The 16107-nt window shown below is 64.4% G+C and carries 13 protein-coding genes; 8 read left to right on the forward strand and 5 right to left on the reverse strand.

Going from position 1 to position 16107, the window contains the following annotated elements:
- Positions 1–112: 112 nt before the first annotated feature.
- The gene (locus XI06_RS33110) at positions 113–1270 is read left to right on the forward strand and encodes a GGDEF domain-containing protein (RefSeq protein WP_237863581.1); all 1158 of its coding nucleotides are present in this window, start codon (positions 113–115) and stop codon (positions 1268–1270) included.
- Between the two features lie 66 nt (positions 1271–1336).
- Positions 1337–3271: an alkyl/aryl-sulfatase gene (locus XI06_RS33115; protein ID WP_271607293.1), complete on the forward strand. Its 1935-nt coding sequence runs from the start codon at positions 1337–1339 to the stop codon at positions 3269–3271.
- Positions 3272–3380: 109 nt separating this feature from the next.
- On the opposite strand, the gene XI06_RS33120 is transcribed toward XI06_RS33115, so the two are convergent.
- Positions 3381–4451, reverse strand: a complete 1071-nt coding sequence (locus XI06_RS33120; RefSeq protein WP_237870446.1) for a glycosyltransferase family 4 protein — start codon at positions 4449–4451, stop codon at positions 3381–3383.
- Between the two features lie 271 nt (positions 4452–4722).
- On the opposite strand from XI06_RS33120, the gene XI06_RS33125 reads away from it, so the two are divergent.
- Genes XI06_RS33125 through XI06_RS33140 form a run of 4 tightly spaced genes read left to right on the forward strand, consistent with a single transcriptional unit; the run spans position 4723 to position 10640 of the window.
- On the forward strand, positions 4723–6486 hold the full coding sequence (locus XI06_RS33125; protein ID WP_237870448.1) for an ABC transporter ATP-binding protein: 1764 nt from the start codon (positions 4723–4725) through the stop codon (positions 6484–6486).
- A 59-nt stretch (positions 6487–6545) separates the two neighbouring features.
- The gene (locus tag XI06_RS33130; protein WP_237863585.1) at positions 6546–8750 is read left to right on the forward strand and encodes an amylo-alpha-1,6-glucosidase; all 2205 of its coding nucleotides are present in this window, start codon (positions 6546–6548) and stop codon (positions 8748–8750) included.
- A 22-nt stretch (positions 8751–8772) separates the two neighbouring features.
- Positions 8773–9306, forward strand: a complete 534-nt coding sequence (locus XI06_RS33135; RefSeq protein ID WP_271607294.1) for a PRC-barrel domain-containing protein — start codon at positions 8773–8775, stop codon at positions 9304–9306.
- A gap of 23 nt (positions 9307–9329) precedes the next feature.
- A complete protein-coding gene (locus XI06_RS33140) occupies positions 9330–10640 on the forward strand; it encodes an MFS transporter (protein ID WP_237889536.1) in 1311 nt (436 codons plus the stop codon).
- Between the two features lie 40 nt (positions 10641–10680).
- On the opposite strand, the gene XI06_RS33145 is transcribed toward XI06_RS33140, so the two are convergent.
- The 4 genes from XI06_RS33145 to fixL all read right to left on the reverse strand — a co-directional run bounded on the left by XI06_RS33145 (position 10681) and on the right by fixL (position 14496).
- Positions 10681–11379 (reverse strand): helix-turn-helix domain-containing protein, encoded by a 699-nt coding sequence (locus XI06_RS33145; protein ID WP_237863588.1) that lies wholly within the window; start codon positions 11377–11379, stop codon positions 10681–10683.
- 475 nt (positions 11380–11854) lie between these two features.
- Positions 11855–12280, reverse strand: coding sequence for a response regulator (locus XI06_RS33150; protein ID WP_237863589.1), 426 nt, complete (start codon positions 12278–12280; stop codon positions 11855–11857).
- Between the two features lie 77 nt (positions 12281–12357).
- Positions 12358–12975, reverse strand: a complete 618-nt coding sequence (gene fixJ, locus XI06_RS33155) for a response regulator FixJ (RefSeq protein ID WP_237889538.1) — start codon at positions 12973–12975, stop codon at positions 12358–12360.
- A gap of 3 nt (positions 12976–12978) precedes the next feature.
- Entirely contained in the window at positions 12979–14496 is a 1518-nt protein-coding gene (gene fixL, locus XI06_RS33160; RefSeq protein WP_271607295.1) for a sensor protein FixL, read from the reverse strand.
- Between the two features lie 198 nt (positions 14497–14694).
- Here fixL and XI06_RS33165 point away from each other — a divergent pair, with 198 nt between their 5' ends.
- Both XI06_RS33165 and XI06_RS33170 read left to right on the forward strand, forming a co-directional pair.
- The gene (locus XI06_RS33165) at positions 14695–15525 is read left to right on the forward strand and encodes a universal stress protein (RefSeq protein ID WP_237889542.1); all 831 of its coding nucleotides are present in this window, start codon (positions 14695–14697) and stop codon (positions 15523–15525) included.
- 36 nt (positions 15526–15561) lie between these two features.
- Positions 15562–15987, forward strand: a complete 426-nt coding sequence (locus tag XI06_RS33170) for a CBS domain-containing protein (protein WP_237889545.1) — start codon at positions 15562–15564, stop codon at positions 15985–15987.
- Positions 15988–16107 lie beyond the last annotated feature (120 nt).

The following is a 16107-nucleotide window of genomic DNA, read 5'->3' on the forward strand; positions in this document are numbered from 1 at the left end:
AGGTGGGATATGGCTAACGCGGGGTAAACCCGCGCGTTCAAATGCCATTGTTGCGCATGGAATCCATTTTTACGGGTCTGCGGTAAGAACGTGCCAGCGGATGGGTGCTGGCATGTTGTTCAAAAGAATGGAATCCGGACGGGCGTCGATTTCCGACGCCGTCTATATGGAAGTCATCACGGGCCTTCACGGCACGACGGTGCCCAACATTCTTGCGGCCGCCTGCCTGGCGATGGTTGGCGCGATCACGACCTACGAGACCGGCGACATGGTGACGGCCGGACTGACGGTCGCGGGCGTGCTGGTGGCCATTGTTCGTCTGGTCGAGATCTTTGCATTCCGCCGCCGGCTTGCGCGTTCGCCGCAGCTCGGCCGGGCCGAGGGCGGGCGCTGGGAGCGGCGCTATGTGGCCGGCACCGTCGTGACAGCCCTCATCCTCGGCCTGTTTGCAGCGCGCAGCATCGTGCTGGGTGATGCGCTCTGCTGCGTGATGGCGGTCGGCATCGGCTTCGGCTTTGGCGCCGGCGTGGTGGCGCGGCTGGCGCTGCGCCCCGTCGCGGCGCTGCTCGATCTCGTCGCGATCGCCGCGCCCGCTGCGATCGTGATTTTCATGCAGCCCGATCTGCGCCATGTCGGGCTCGGGCTCCTGATCCTGATGTATGTCGCCGCGAGCTTCGAGATGGTGCGGCTGAGCTTCAACGCCTCGATCAACCAGATCACGCTGAAGCGGCAGTTCGAGCAGCTGTCGCGCATCGATCCGATGACTGGCCTGGCCAATCGTTCGGTGCTCGCGACGGACTTGCCTGCCATGCTCGCGGCGGGGACGATCGCCGTTCATACGCTCGATCTCGACCGCTTCAAGGAAGCGAACGACCGCTTCGGCCATCCCGTCGGCGACGCGTTGCTGAAGCAGGTGGCCGGGCGGCTCAGAGCGATCGCCGCGACCGACGACCTCGTGGTGCGGATGGGCGGCGACGAATTCGTCCTGGTCCAGCGCGCGGCGACCGATGCGGAAGCGACGGCCCAGCGTATCGTGCGGTCGATCAGCTTGCCTTATGATATCGACGGACAGACGGTCGAGCTCGGCGCGAGCGTGGGCGTTGCCGTCGCGCCGGGCGACGGACGAACCGCGGAGGCGCTGCTGTCGCGCTCCGACAAGGCGCTCTACCGTGCCAAGCAACATCGCGGCGGCTATGTGCTGGCCCGCGAATTGAGGATGGCGGATGCGACCGCAGCGGGCCAAAGCGTTTCCGAAGGGCTGGCGGCATAAGCAGCGGTTGGAACCGCAATCGAGATACGGTTAGATGCCTCCCAGACAAGACGGGGGAGGAATGCCATGAACAGCACCGAAGTAGCCGACACGCCGAAGGACGCGACGCCTTCAGTCATTGCGCAGCAACAGGCGATGCTGAACGCGTTGCCGTTTTCCGACACGCGGGATTTCGACGATGCGGCGCGCGGCTTCGTCGGCACCATCGAGCACGCGAAGATTACAAATCCTCAAGGGCGGACGGTCTGGAGCCTCGAGCCCTATGGCTTTCTGTCCAGCGAGAAGGCCCCGCCGACGGTCAATCCCAGCCTGTGGCGGCAGTCGCGGCTGAATATGCAGCACGGGTTGTTCGAGGTGGTGCCAGGCGTCTACCAGGTGCGCGGCCTCGACATCGCCAACATGACGCTGATCGAGGGCGACAGCGGCGTCATCGTGGTCGACACCCTGACCTCCATCGAAGGCGCGCGGGCTGCGCTCGATCTCTATTTCAAACACCGCGGCTTGAAGCCGGTTGCGGCCGTCATCTTCACCCACACCCACACCGATCACTGGGGCGGCGCGCGCGGCGTGCTGGAGGAGGACGCGCTCGCCACCGGTCGTGTACCGATCATCGCGCCGAACCTGTTCATGGAGCACGCGGTCTCCGAGAACATCATCGCTGGGCCAGCGATGCTGCGCCGGGCGCAATATCAGTTCGGGCCGTTCCTCGCCAAGGGGGCGCGAGGGCAGGTCGATTGCGGCCTCGGCAAGAGCATGGCAGCGGGTGCGGTCGCGCTGCTGCGTCCGACCGATCTGATCATGGCGACCGGCGACAAGCGTGTCATCGACGGCGTCGAGTTCGAATTCCAGATGGCGCCGAACAGCGAAGCACCGGCGGAGATACACTTCTTCCTGCCGCGCTACAAGCTGCTGAATTTGGCTGAGAACTGCACGCATAATTTCCACAATCTGCTGCCGTTCCGCGGCGCCGACGTGCGCGACGCGCTGGCCTGGTCAAAGTATCTGGGCGAGGCGCTGCAGCTGTGGGGTGGCAGGGCCGAGGCGATGTGCGGCCAGCATCACTGGCCTGTGTGGGGAGCTGAGCGCATCGACAGCATGATCCGCGAGCAGCGCGACCTCTACAAATTTGCGCATGACCAGACCATCCGCCTGATGAATCACGGCCTCACTGCGGCCGAGATCGCCGAGACGATCCAGCTGCCGAAGAGCCTGGAGGGCGCCTGGCACGGTCGCGGTTACTACGGCCACATCAGGCACAATGTGAAGGCGATCTACCAGAAATACCTCGGCTGGTACGACGCCAATCCGGTCAATCTCGATCCGCTGCCGCCGGTGGAGTCAGGCAAGAAATATGTCGAGTATATGGGCGGCGCCGATGCGATCCTGACGCGGGCGCGCGCGGATTTCGACAAGGGGGAATTCCGCTTCGTCGCGCAGGCGCTCGGTCATCTCGTCTTCGCCGAGCCCGACAATGCGGCGGCGCGCGCGTTGCTGGCCGACACGCTCGAGCAGCTCGGCTACGCCGCGGAGAGCTCGACCTGGCGCAACGCCTATCTGTTTGGCGCACAGGAGCTTCGGCAAGGCATGCCGAAGACCCCGCCGCGTCCGCCGATGCCGCGCGAGACGCTGGCGGCGCTGCGCACGGAGCAGCTCTGGGACGTGCTCGGCATCCGCCTCAACGGTCCCAAGGCGGAAGGCAAGCGCATCGTGCTGAACTGGAGCTTTTCGGACACCGGCGAAAGGTTCGTGCTCAATCTCGAGAACTGCGCGCTCACCTATGCCGAAGGCGTTCAGGCCGACAATGCCGACGCCAGCTTCACGCTGGCGCGTGCCACGCTGGACGAGGTGATCGCGAAGCTGACGAGCTTTCCGGAAGCGGTGGCGGGCGGGAAGGTCAAGCTTTCGGGCAACCCGATGAAGCTCGCCGAGCTGATGGGATTGATGGACGAATTCCCGCGGATGTTTGAGATTGTGGAGCCGAAGCGGGCGGTGGTGGGGTAGGCATTGCGGTTGTAGCAGACTTGGTGTCGTCCCGGCGAAGGCCGGGACGCATAACCCCAGGCGCGCGCTTTGGTCGCGCTTGTCCGGGACGACACTGTTTGTGTAGCTGCTACTCCGCGCTGCTCACCAGCTTGATCCGCGGCGCTTGGGCCTCGATCAGCCCGCGATAGGCGGCAAGATAGTCGAGCGCCATTCGTCGCGCGGTGAAGCGCTTTTCGAACTGCTTGCGGATCGCGGCGCGGTCGAGTTGCGCGAGGCGCTTCACCACGCCGGCGGCGCTGATGATGTCCTCGACGACGAAGCCGGTGAGGCCCTCATCGATAATCTCCGGCACCGAGCCGCGATTGAAGGCAACCACCGGCGTACCGCAGGCCATGGCTTCGATCATCACGAGGCCGAACGGCTCCGGCCAGTCGATCGGCAGCAACAGGCCCAGTGCGCCGCTGAGGAAGTCCGACTTCTCGTGATCGCCGATCTCGCCGATGAAATCGACCAGCGGATTGCCTGCGATCATCGGCTTGATCAGCTCGTCATAATAGTCCTGGTCGGCGCGGTCGACCTTGGCCGCGATCTTCAGCGGAATGCCGCAATGCATCGCGATCTTGATGGCGCGATCGACGCCCTTCTCCGGCGCGATGCGGCCGAGCACCGCGAGATATTCCTGCTTGGCCGGCTTCGGCGTCAGCAGGTTTTCCGGCAGGCCGTGATGAATCGTCGAGACCCAGTTCGCCTGCGGCACCGGCCGTCGCTGCGCGTTGGAGATCGAGATCACAGGCATCTTGGAGAAGGTGTTGAACACAGGCTGATGCTCCGGCAGGTCGAGCCGGCCATGCAGCGTGGTCAGGAACGGCGTCGGCTGCCGGTAGAACAGCGACCAGGGGTAATAGTCGAGATGGAAGTGGAGGAAGTCGAACTCCTCGTCGTCACATTTCTGCCGCACGCGCTCCAAGAGCACCATGTGCAGCGCGTTGGGATCGCGCACGGAACCATCAAGGCGAAGCGCCCGCGGCCATAATGCGTCGAGCTTCGCCGACGTCTGCGAGTCGCCGCTGGCGAACAGCGTGACGTCGTGTCCAAGGGCCACCAACTCTTCCGTCAACCAATGCACCACCCGCTCGGTGCCGCCATACAGCTTGGGTGGAACAGCCTCCGTCAACGGAGCTACCTGCGCGATGCGCATCTCACCTTCTCCTCTACGATCATGTGAACGTTGGAACCCCCGCCGTGTATCGGCACCGGCATGCCGAGAAGGGAACGTTCCCGCAGTTGCGAAGTTCCTCTCAACAAACGTTACTTATTCGACACATCGCGCGCTTGTCTCGATGCTGCCATCTCCTCTTCGCAGATCGTCCGCATCCGCATGTCGTGATGACGTTGCCCGGGAACCGAGGCGAACTGGTCGTTGTTCACTCGACCAGTCAGAACAACTGAAATCATCACGACGGGGTCACATGGATCATCTTTCTGGATACGCGCGCAGGCCATTTGCCTTTGTCTTGCGCTATCTACGGCGGCGATTGGCGTCGCATCTGGTGATCCTGTTCGCGGTCGTGGCGGCGGTTGCCTGCTCCGTGGGCACGCAGTACGGCGTCAAATCTCTCGTCGACGCCTTGTCGGCGGGAACCTCGCATGGTGGCAGCGTATGGCTGGCATTCATCCTGCTCATGTCGCTGATTGCTGCCGACAATTTTCTGTGGCGGATCGCGAGCTGGACGGCGAGCTTCACCTTCGTTCGTGTCACGGGCGATTTACGTCGTGACATATTTCGTCATCTGACCGGACATGCGCCGAGTTATTTCCTGGACCGGATGCCGGGCATGCTGACGAGCCGCATCACGGCGACATCCAACGCGGTGTTCACCGTCGAGAACATGTTCGTCTGGAATGTGCTGCCGCCGTGCATTGCCACAATTGCCGCAATCGGGTTGATTGGAACCGTAAGCCCCTATATGGCGGCAGGCCTGGTCGTGATCGCCGGCGGCATGGTGGCGGCGATGTTCCGTCTGGCCGCGGCAGGCAAGCCGTTGCATGACGACTTTGCCGACAAGGCGGCCGCCGTCGACGGCGAGATGATCGACGTGATCAGCAATATGCCGCTAGTCCGCGCCTTCTGCGGCATCGGCCACGAGCACGAGCGGTTTGACGCCACGGTGAACCGGGAAGTCAATGCGCGCGGACGCAGCCTGCGCTATCTGGAGAAGCTGCGGCTGTTGCATGCCGCCGTGACCGTGATCCTGACGATTGCTCTGATGGCCTGGGCCGTCACGCTCTGGCAGCAGGGCGAGGCGACCACCGGCGACGTCGTTCTGGTCTGCACCCTCGGTATCTCGATCCTGAGCGCGACGCGCGACCTCGCGGTTGCCCTGGTCGATGTTACCCAGCATGTCGCCCGCCTGACCGAGGCGATCGCGACTTTGCTGGTGCCGCACGAGCTGCGCGATCATCCCGAGGCCGAGCCGCTGGTCAAGAGCGGCGCCGCGATCGCGTTCAACAACGTCACCTTCGGCTATCCGGGCGGCGAGAAGATCTTCGAGCGCTTCAGCCTGCGGCTCCAGCCCGGTCAGCGCGTCGGCCTGGTCGGGCAGTCCGGCGGCGGCAAATCCACCCTGTTCACGCTGCTCCAACGCTTCTACGATGTCGACGAGGGCAGTGTGATGATCGATGGCCAGGACATCTCCATGGTCACGCAGCAGAGTCTGCGCGAGGCGATCTCGGTGGTGCCGCAGGACATCTCGCTGTTTCATCGCTCGATCCGCGAGAACATCCGCTACGGCCGGCCGAACGCGACCGACGATGAGGTGTTGCGCGCTGCGATCGCTGCGCGCTGCGATTTCATCGACAGCCTGCCTGACGGTCTCGACACCATGGTCGGCGACCGCGGCGTCAAAATGTCCGGCGGCCAGCGCCAGCGCATCGCGATCGCGCGCGCCTTCGTGAAGGACGCGCCGATCCTGCTGCTGGATGAGGCCACTGCCGCGCTCGACAGCGAATCCGAGGAGGCGATCCGCGAGGCGCTGTCGCGCCTGATGCGCGGTCGCACCGTGATCGCGATCGCGCATCGTCTCGCAACGCTGCGCAATTTCGACCGTGTGGTCGTGCTCAGAAACGGTAAGATCATCGAGGACGGTGCGCCCGACCGGCTGATGCAGGGGCATGGTCCGTACCGTGAGCTGGTGACGCAGGAAATGAGCCGGCTCGCGAAGTTCGCCGCGTAAATCCAACAGTTGCGTTTGCCTCGGTCGCGTTCGAAACACTGGCAGCAGGGGAGCAGCTCATGGCAGCCGAAGCCGCAACCAAGATCATCTCGGTATCGCAGACGATGGAGACCGTCGCCGAGCAGGCGTTCTACATTCCCATGACGGGGCCCGCCGCGCGGCCCCGCCGTTCGCTCAAGCACGACGACACCTTCATCGTGCTGGACAGCCATGGCGACATCGGTGCCTCCGCCGGCGGGCCCGACGGCCTGTTCAACCACGACACGCGTTATCTGGCGCGGCTGGAGCTGGTGCTCGACGATCTCCAGCCGCTGCTGCTCGGCTCGAACCTGCGCGACGACAATTCGGGTCTGACGGTCGACCTTACCAACCCCGATATCTATCGCCAGGGTCGCATCGTCCTGCAAAAGGACCTGCTGCACATCGTCCGCACGATCTTCCTGTGGCGCGGCACCGCGTATCAGCGCATCGGACTTCAGAACCACGGCGAACAGCGGGCCAGCTTCGAGCTGACGCTGCTGTTCGACAATGATTTTGCCGATCTGTTCGAGGTGCGGGGCGAGCGGCGGCCGCGCCGCGGCACAGGCACCAGCAGGCTGCTCGGGCCGACCGACGTGCTGTTCGAATATCGCGGCCTCGACGAGGCCGAGCGCACCACCGGCCTGCATTTCGATCCGCGCCCGACGCGGCTCTCGGTGAATGCCGCGACCTGGCAGCTGGAGCTCGATCCACACGAAGCCAAATCATTGTTCGTGGCCGTGTCCTGCAACCGGCCGCTCGCGGAGAAGCCGGCGCGCTTCTTCCGGGGTCTGCTGGCGCATCGCCGCGAGATGCGGCAGTCGACGATCGGCGCGGCCAGCATCGAAACCTCCAACAACATCTTCAACGAGGTGCTGTGCCAGGCCATGGCCGACCTCAACATGCTGATGACGGAGACGCCGCAGGGGCGCTATCCCTATGCCGGCATCCCCTGGTATTCGACGACGTTCGGCCGTGACGGTCTGATTACGGCGCTGCAGATGCTGTGGGTCGATCCTCGGGTGGCAAAAGGCGTGCTGCGGCGGCTTGCGCATTTCCAGGCCAAGGCGGTTGATCCGCTCGCCGATGCCGCACCGGGAAAGATCCTGCACGAGATGCGCGGCGGCGAGATGGCGGCGCTGCGCGAGGTGCCATTCTCGCAATATTACGGCAGCGTGGACTCAACTGCACTGTTCGTGCTGCTCGCGGGGCGCTATTTCGAGCGGACCGGCGATGAGAAGACACTGGTCGAGCTGTGGCCTGCGATCGAGGCGGGCCTCGCCTGGATCGACGGTCCCGGAGATCCTGATCAGGACGGCTTCGTCGAGTACCAGCGCGCCACCGAAAAAGGGCTGGCCAACCAGGGCTGGAAGGATTCTTACGATGCGATCTTCCACGCCGACGGCAAGCTCGCGGAAGGCAATATCGCGCTCGCCGAGGTCCAAGGCTACGTCTTTATGGCCAAGCAGCTCGCCGCGCGATGCGCGCTAAGGCTCGGCAAACCCGATCTCGCGAGGAAGCTCGAGGCGGAAGCCAAGGCGCTCGCCGAGCGCTTCGAACAGGCATTCTGGTGCGAGGAGCTTGGGACCTATGCCGTCGCGCTCGACGGTCAAAAGCGGCGCTGCGAGGTCCGCACCTCGAATGCCGGGCAGGTGCTGTTCAGTGGCATGATCCGTGAGGATCGCGCCCGGCTCGTGGCCGCCGATCTGATGCGCCCGCACTTCTTCTCGGGCTGGGGCATCCGCACCGTTGCCCGCGGCGAAGTCCGCTACAATCCGATGTCCTATCACGACGGATCGATCTGGCCGCACGACAACGCACTGATCGCGCTTGGGCTTGCCCATTACGGGCTCAAGCATTCGGTCGCGCACGTCTTCAAGGGCCTGTTCGAGGCCGCGACCTATATGGATCTGAGGCGATTGCCGGAGTTGTTCTGCGGCTTTCGTCGCGAGAAGCGGCGCGGCCCGACGCTCTATCCGGTCGCCTGCGCGCCGCAGGCCTGGGCCAGCGCAACGCCGTTCACGCTGCTGGAGGCGGCGCTCGGCATCGAGTTCGACGTCGCGCGCTGCGAGATCCGGCTGCGCAATCCGCATCTGCCGGCCTTTCTGAACGAGGTCATCCTGCGCGATCTGCGCTTGGGCGAATCCAGCGTGGATCTGCGCGTCAGCCGTCACGGCCACGACGTGGCGCTGGAGGTGCTGCGCACGCGGGGCCAGATCCAGGTGTCGATCGTGCTGACGCACTAGCGGCGCCAGCGAGGAGGGTGTCATGCGTACCGCCGGATGGTTGTCCCTAAGCTTCGCCGTCGCCGCGGGATTGACGGTTGCCGTATCGCGTGCCGCGGAGGAGCTGCCCGCGTCGGCCAATGCAGCCCCGACTGAGGCAAACGCACCGCCGGCGGCTGCGCCGCCGGCCTCAGTGGTGCCCGTCACCCCGAAGGATGCCGCGCCGCCGCCGTCGGTGACCATCATCGGCGCCAGCGACGCTCATGGCGTGCTCGGCCGCGACGTGCGCAGCGCGGCGGACGAGGACATGGGCCATATCGTCGACGTCATCGTCGATCTCAGCGGCCATGTGCCCGCCGCCGTCATCGATTTCGGCGGCTTCCTCGGCGTCGGCAGCCGCAAGATCGTGGTGGACTGGAATGCGCTGCGCTTCGGCAAGATCACCAACAAGAAGGACAGCATCACGCTGGAACTGACCAAGGCGCAGGTCGCAGCCGCGCCGGAATACAAGGAAGACATGCCGATGGTCGTGTTAGGTGCGTCCGGCAGTCTTCAACCGCTGCAAGCCATCCAGTGAGGAGGGGGGAGGGCTGACCGCCTGTGCTCTTGTCGAGGAAGCCTGATCATGCAAATCGCGAGGGACGCGTTGAACAGGACAACGTCGCCGTACCCGTCCTTGCGGCCATTCCGGCGCCGTCGCAGCGGAGCCTGCGCGGTCTCGATTGGTTCATCTTCTTCCTCGCCGACGTGCAGACCGGCTTCGGCCCCTTCATCGCGGTCTATCTGACGACGCAGAAATGGACGCAAGTCGAGATCGGCTTCGTGCTGTCGATCGGCGGCATCGTCGCGCTGATCGGCCAGATGCCGGGCGGCGCCATCATCGATGCTGCGAAATCGGAACGACTGGTCGCGGGGCTCGCGATCGCGACCATCGGCTGCTGTGCGCTCGCCTATGCGGCGATGCCGATCTTCCCCGTGGTGGTGGCGGCGGCAACGCTGCATGCGGCGGCGAGTTGCGTGCTGGGGCCGGCGATCGCGGCGATCAGCCTTGGCCTGGTCGGCCCGCTCAAGATCGGCGAGAGGCTCGGCCGCAACGCGCGATTTGCCTCGCTCGGCAACGGCGTCGCCGCCGCAGTGATGGGCACGGCCGGCTATCTTCTCTCGAGCCGTTCGGTGTTCCTAGTCACTTTCCTGCTCGCGATCCCGACCTTGATCGCGCTGTCGCGCATCCGCGAGGAGGAAGTGGATATCGCACGCTGTCACGGCGAGATGCCGCGCGAAGCGCCTGTTCCCGGCGATACCAATATCTGGCATCTGATCCGGCAACGGCCGCTGATCGTCTTTGCGCTGAGCGTGCTGCTGTTGCAACTCGCCAACGCCTCGATGATGCCGCTGATGGCAAGCGCAGTGACGGCGCGGTCGAGCCAGTGGGCGACGGTGCTGGTGGCTTTCTGCATTGTTGTCCCCCAGGCGATCGTGGCGCTGTTGTCGCCGACGGTCGGACGCAAGGCGCAGGCGTGGGGACGGCGTCCGCTGCTGCTGATCGGGTTCGGTGCGCTGGCGATCCGCGGCGTGTTGTTTGCAACCGTGCGCGATCCGTATCTGCTGGTAGCGGTGCAGGTGTTCGACGGCTTTACGGCCGCGGTGTTCGCGGTGATGATTCCGCTTGTCGTGGCCGACGTTGCCTTCGGCAGCGGGCACTTCAATCTGGCGCAGGGCATCGTCGGCACAGCGACCGGCATCGGCGCATCGCTGAGCACGGCGCTCGGCGGCTATGTCAGCGACAAGTTCGGCAACGCCACCGCCTTCTTCGGGCTCGCGGGCATCGCAGCGACCGGGCTCTTGCTGATCCTCTTCGTGATGCCGGAGACCCGGCGCGCTGGCATTGCGACAAAAGAAATGGCCGGCTGAACGAGATCAGCCGGCCAAGGGGGTGGGGAGGACGAAACGATCAGGCGTCGAGATTGCGCAGGCGCTGGCGGTTGCGCAGCACGATCTGGCGGGCGCCGGAGAAACCGAGAATGCCTTGGGCATGGAGCTGCGACAGCGCGCGCGACACGGTCTCCAGCGTGAGGCCGAGATAGTCGCCGATGTCGCGGCGGCACATCGGCAGTGCCATCATGCCGGCAACGGCGAGGCGGCGGTCCATTTCGAGCAGGAAGGTCGCAACGCGCTCCATCGCGGTCTTGCGGCCCAGGAGCAGCATGTGGTCTTCGGCGTGGCGCAGCTCGCCGGCTGTCATGGCCCAGAGCTTGCGGGCAACCTGCACGTCGGTACCGGCAGCCTTTTCGAGGCTGACGCGCTTCACGAGGCGGACGGTGGTGTCGATGATGGCCTCGGCAGCGAGGCGGTGGCTGGCGCCGGATTCGAGGCCGAACACGTCGCCGGGAAGATGGAAGGTGCCGATCTGACGGCGACCGTCGGACAGGAGCTTGTAGGTGCGGACCGCGCCGGAGACGACCTGATAGACATATTCCGCCGGCTCGTCCTCGCCGTAGATCTCTTCGTCCTTGCGGTAGGAGAACTCCGTGGCGACCAGGCCAACATGGCCGGTGACCGCGCCGAACTGGTCGGAGACGGGATGGGGTGGAGCAATCCGTCCACCGATTTGGGTGTTGATCGCCGGGGTGTTGAGGGTCTGCGTCAGCATTTGCGCCATCTCCGTTGTGATGGCGATTTGATACGCGGTATCGGGTGCTTCGAAAATTTCGCGAGATATCTTAAGGGGGGTTACCTACGTAGAACCCCGTAGGTCACCTGCCGGGGCGGGATACCGCTGTCCTCACTATTCGGTGTCCTGGAAATAACGGGGCTTCAGCTCAAATCGGGTCATCGGAAGCGTTCACGCCTATGGAGACGCCCGATGTTAGCCAAATCTGCTGTACCCGTTCTGGCCGCCTTGTTGCTTCTGCCCTCGCTGGCTACGGCAACGACAGCCCGGCCTCGATCCAACGCCATCGTCGGTCGTTCGCATTCAAGTCCGATCGAGAGTCGCCAGATCGCGGCTCCGCCCTGGAGTGCGGCCTGCATGACGGATCACGGCCCGAGCGAGTGCGGTGAGCCGATGTGGATTTACGGTCCGCGCAACGAGATTTCGCAGTACAGGAGTGCGTTCTGAGGCCTGCCTAATTTCCGCGTCTGTTCTGGATGGCGCGACGGATGCGCTTGACCAGATTCTCGTCGAGAAGCGGCTTCAAAATCACGTCTTTCACGCCTGCCGCCTTCGCCCGAGCCGAGATGTTCTTGTCGGGATAGCCGGTGATCAGGATCACCGGCGTGTCGCGGTCGGACTGGAGCAAGCGACCGGCAAGCTCGATGCCATTGATGTCGGGCATCTTGTAGTCGATCACGTAGCAGTCCGCGCCGGACGGACTTGTCGTGTTGAGCAGCGCCGTGGCGTTCCTGAACGTCCGCACGGCAAAACCGTCGGTTTCCAGCAGAAAACGCAGAGACCCGAGCACCGCGTCATCGTCGTCGACCACGTAGACGGTGGGCCGTGCGGGTGGTGGTGCCATTGGCAGTCGCTGATGATGTGAGCCGATCTCGACCATTCGGATCGACTACCACAGGGGGAGGTGGCGAATTTTGACTTACCTCAACCTGACCTGACCTCTCGACCGGACTTGCCTCAATCCTTCAGCATGCCGGCGCGCATCGCCAGCCGGACCAGCTCCGAGAGGCTGTTTGCCTGCATCTTGGTCATGACATTGGCTCGGTACACCTCGATGGTGCGCGGGCTGATGTCGTATTCGCGGGCGATCAGCTTGTTGGATAGGCCTGCGACCAGTCCTTCCATGACCTGGCGCTCGCGCGGGCTGAGGGATGCGACGCGGGCGGCGATGTCCTGGGATATGGCTTCGGTCCTTGCGGCCGGCTCGCCCTGCCGGATAGCCGACTCGATCATCGTGACGAGGCGGTCGTCCTCGAACGGCTTTTCCAGGAAGTCGACGGCGCCGAGCTTCATCGCCTCGACCGCGAGCGGCACGTCGCCGTGGCCGGTCATGATCAAGATCGGAAACGGAGAGTGCTGCGCCTTCATCAGCTTCAGAAGCTCGATCCCGTCGATGCCGGGCATGCGCACGTCGGAGAGGACGCAACCGAACGCGAGGCCGGGGAGGGCATCGAGGAAGCGTTGCGCGTCGTCGAACAAGGTTACGCTGTAACCCGATGAATCGAGCAGAAAATTCAGCGAATCGCGCATCGCCTCGTCGTCGTCGATTACGTAGACAAGTCCATTGGTCGTCATGGTTCAGCTCTCATCGGCTGCAGGCAGAGTGAAGCGGAATGTCGCCCCGCCCGATGCGTTGCTCTCGGCCCACATGCGCCCGCCATGAGCCTCGATGATCGAGCGGCTGATCGACAGTCCCACCCCCATGCCGGTTTCCTTGGTGGTGAAGAAGGTCTGAAACAGATTCGGAATGACGTCATCCTGGAAGCCGGAGCCGGTGTCGGAAACCTCGATCTCGATCATGTCGTCGCCGACGCGGGCGTTGGTGACGACGAGCTCCCGCCGCGGCGATTGCGCCATTGCCTCCAGCGCGTTGCGGAACAGATTGACCAGGACCTGCTGGATCTGGACCCTGTCGGCGAGGACGAGATCGGCGCTCTGATCCAGACTGAACCGGAGCTGGACGTTCTGTTCGCGCGCACCGGCGAGCCCGAGCGCGCCGGCCTCCTCGATCAGCTTGGAGAGGCTTTCAACCCGCTTTTCGGACTCACCGCGCGCGACGAAATCGCGAAGGCGCCGAATGATCTGGCCTGCACGTACGGCCTGCTCCGCGGCGCGATCCAGCGCGCTTTCGATCTTGGCCAGATTCGGATCGGCGCTGCCGGCGAGCAGTCGCCGCGATCCTTTCATGTAGTTGCTGATCGCGGCAAGCGGCTGGTTCAACTCGTGAGCCAGCGCGGACGCCATCTCGCCCATCGCGCTCAGTCGCGACACATGGACGAGCTCGGACTGCAACTCCTGCAGCCGCGCCTGGGTCAGCTGATGCTCGGTGAGGTCGCGCACGAAGCCGGTGAAATAGGGCTCGCCCCCCGACTGCATCTCGCCGATCGACAGGTGCATCGGAAAAGTGGTGCCGTCGCGACGCTTGCCGGTGACGATGCGGCCGATGCCGATGATGTGCGGATCGTGGGTCGAGCGATAGCGGGCGATATAGCCGTCATGGCGGGAGCGATCGGGTTCCGGCATCAAGATGCTGACGTTCTGGCCGATCGCCTCCTGCTCGGACCAGCCGAACAGGCGCTCGGCCGCCGTCGAGAACAACTGCATGATGCCGCGACCGTCGATGACGATCATGGCGTCGGGAATGGTATGAAGGATGGAGCGGAGGTGGGTCTCACGCGTGCGGAGCGCCTCCTCGACGTGCTTCTCCTCGTCGATATCGAGGAAGATGCCGCTGAGATGAAGGGCGACGCCAGCCTCATCGCGAATCAGGCCGGCGCGGGCCCTGATCCATTTTTCCCCGCCTATCGCTCCAGAGACCCTGAAGGACACATCGAAGCCGCCGCCGTGCTCGGAGACCCGCCGGATCGCACTCTCGACCCGGTCACGATCCCTCGGCTCCAGACGCGACAGGAACAGCTCGTAGCTCTCCGGCTGGTCCGGTGAGACCCCAAGCAGGGCCCTCGAGGTGTCGGACCATTCCCATTCCATCGTCTTGAGGTCGAGATCCCAGGTGCCGACGCCGAATCCCTCGATCCGGACGCGGAAATGTTCGCCCCGGCCGTCATCTTGGGGATGCGTTACACGGGTCGGCGACACCTGATGCTCCTGATTCCTGATGCGGGGGCCCTGACGCCGATACCGCTACCGCAATGTCGCCCAAGCCCGGCCCGGAGGCAAGTTCCGTCGCTGGTCGGTCGAGGGCGCGAGCCGCCCCCGGGGGCTCTTGATCTATCTCATCTCGCGGAATGCAGGCAGGCGTACATTTCATCAAACAGATTGCACTGGAGGCTTCCGATGACTTACGCGACGGTGATGGTCAGCCTGGCGCTCGGCCAGCCCAACGATGCCCGCCTTCAGGTCGCCGGCGAGCTTGCCGAGCGATTCGAGGCGGCTATCGTCGGGGTCGCGGCGGCGCGCTTCGCTCCGCCACTTTATTTCACGGATGGCACCGCTGCCCAGCGGCTGATCGATCAGGAGGAAGCCTCCATCAAAAGGCGCTTGGCCGATCTGGAGACGCAATTCCGCGCCGCAACCAAGGCCCGCGGCGGACGGGTGGAATGGCGCAGCGCCATGGACTTCCCCGCACGATTCGTCTCAGCGCAGGCGCGCTGTGCCGACATCGTCGTCAGCGGGGGACAGAGCCCGGCCTTCTCCGATTCCTTTGCACTCGCAAGCCCCAAGGATCTGGTGATGCAAGCCGGCCGGCCGCTGCTGGTGGTGCCCGACAGGATCGACTGGCTCGATCTGCGCAGCGTGCTTGTGGCCTGGAAGGACACGCCCGAGGCGCGGCGGGCGGTGGCTGACGCGCTGCCCATGCTGCGCAAGGCGAAGGAGATCACCATCGTCGAGATTCCGGAGGCAGACGACGACCGTTCGGTCGTCGCGACACGCGTCAGCGACGTCGCCGCCTGGCTCGCGCGCCATGGCGTCACGGCGACGGCGCGTGTCGTGGAGGCGGGGAAGGAAACGGCCGACGTGCAATTGGAGAGCATCGCCGGCGATGTCGGAGCCGGCCTGATCGTCGCAGGTGCCTACGGCCATTCCCGCTTCAGCGAGCTGATTCTCGGCGGCGTTACGGAATATCTGGTCACGCAATCCGCGCGCTGTGTGCTGCTGTCGCATTGAAGGCGAGGCGAACAGACAAATCGATGAGGACGTGCCGTGTACAAATTCCTTGAGCAGACTGCCGGCGGCTACATGACGCGCAACGTCAGAACGGTGCAGCGTGACCAAAATTTGCTCGCGCTCGGCGAGATGTTCGAGCAGGACGATTTCAATTCCTACCCTGTGGAGGACGACGGACAGGTCGTCGGCATCGTCACCAAGTTCGATATCCTGAAGTGCTTTGCCTTCACGCCGAGCCAGATGCTGCCGCGCTATAATGACCTGATGAGCCGGAAGGTCGGCGACGTCATGACGCCGGAGTTCATCTATGTCAGCCCCGACACGCGGCTGACGCGTGTTCTCCAGATCATGGTCGAACACCGCATCCGCAGCATCATCGTGCTCGACGGCGCCCAGAAGCTGGTCGGAATCGTCGCGCGCGAGGACGTCATCGCGGCGCTAAAGGCGACCGCGAGCGACTGAGGATCAATCCTGAAATCCGGCGATTTCTGGCTCCGTGATTTTCCGGAGCCAGCGTCGCGCCATGGGCTTGGCGCGATGTCGAAGCGGTTGATATCGCTCGCCGATCGACACCAGCCCGAC

It is taken from the genome of Bradyrhizobium sp. CCBAU 11434 (assembly GCF_028128895.1).
Taxonomy (GTDB): Bacteria; Pseudomonadota; Alphaproteobacteria; order Rhizobiales; family Xanthobacteraceae; genus Bradyrhizobium; species Bradyrhizobium zhengyangense.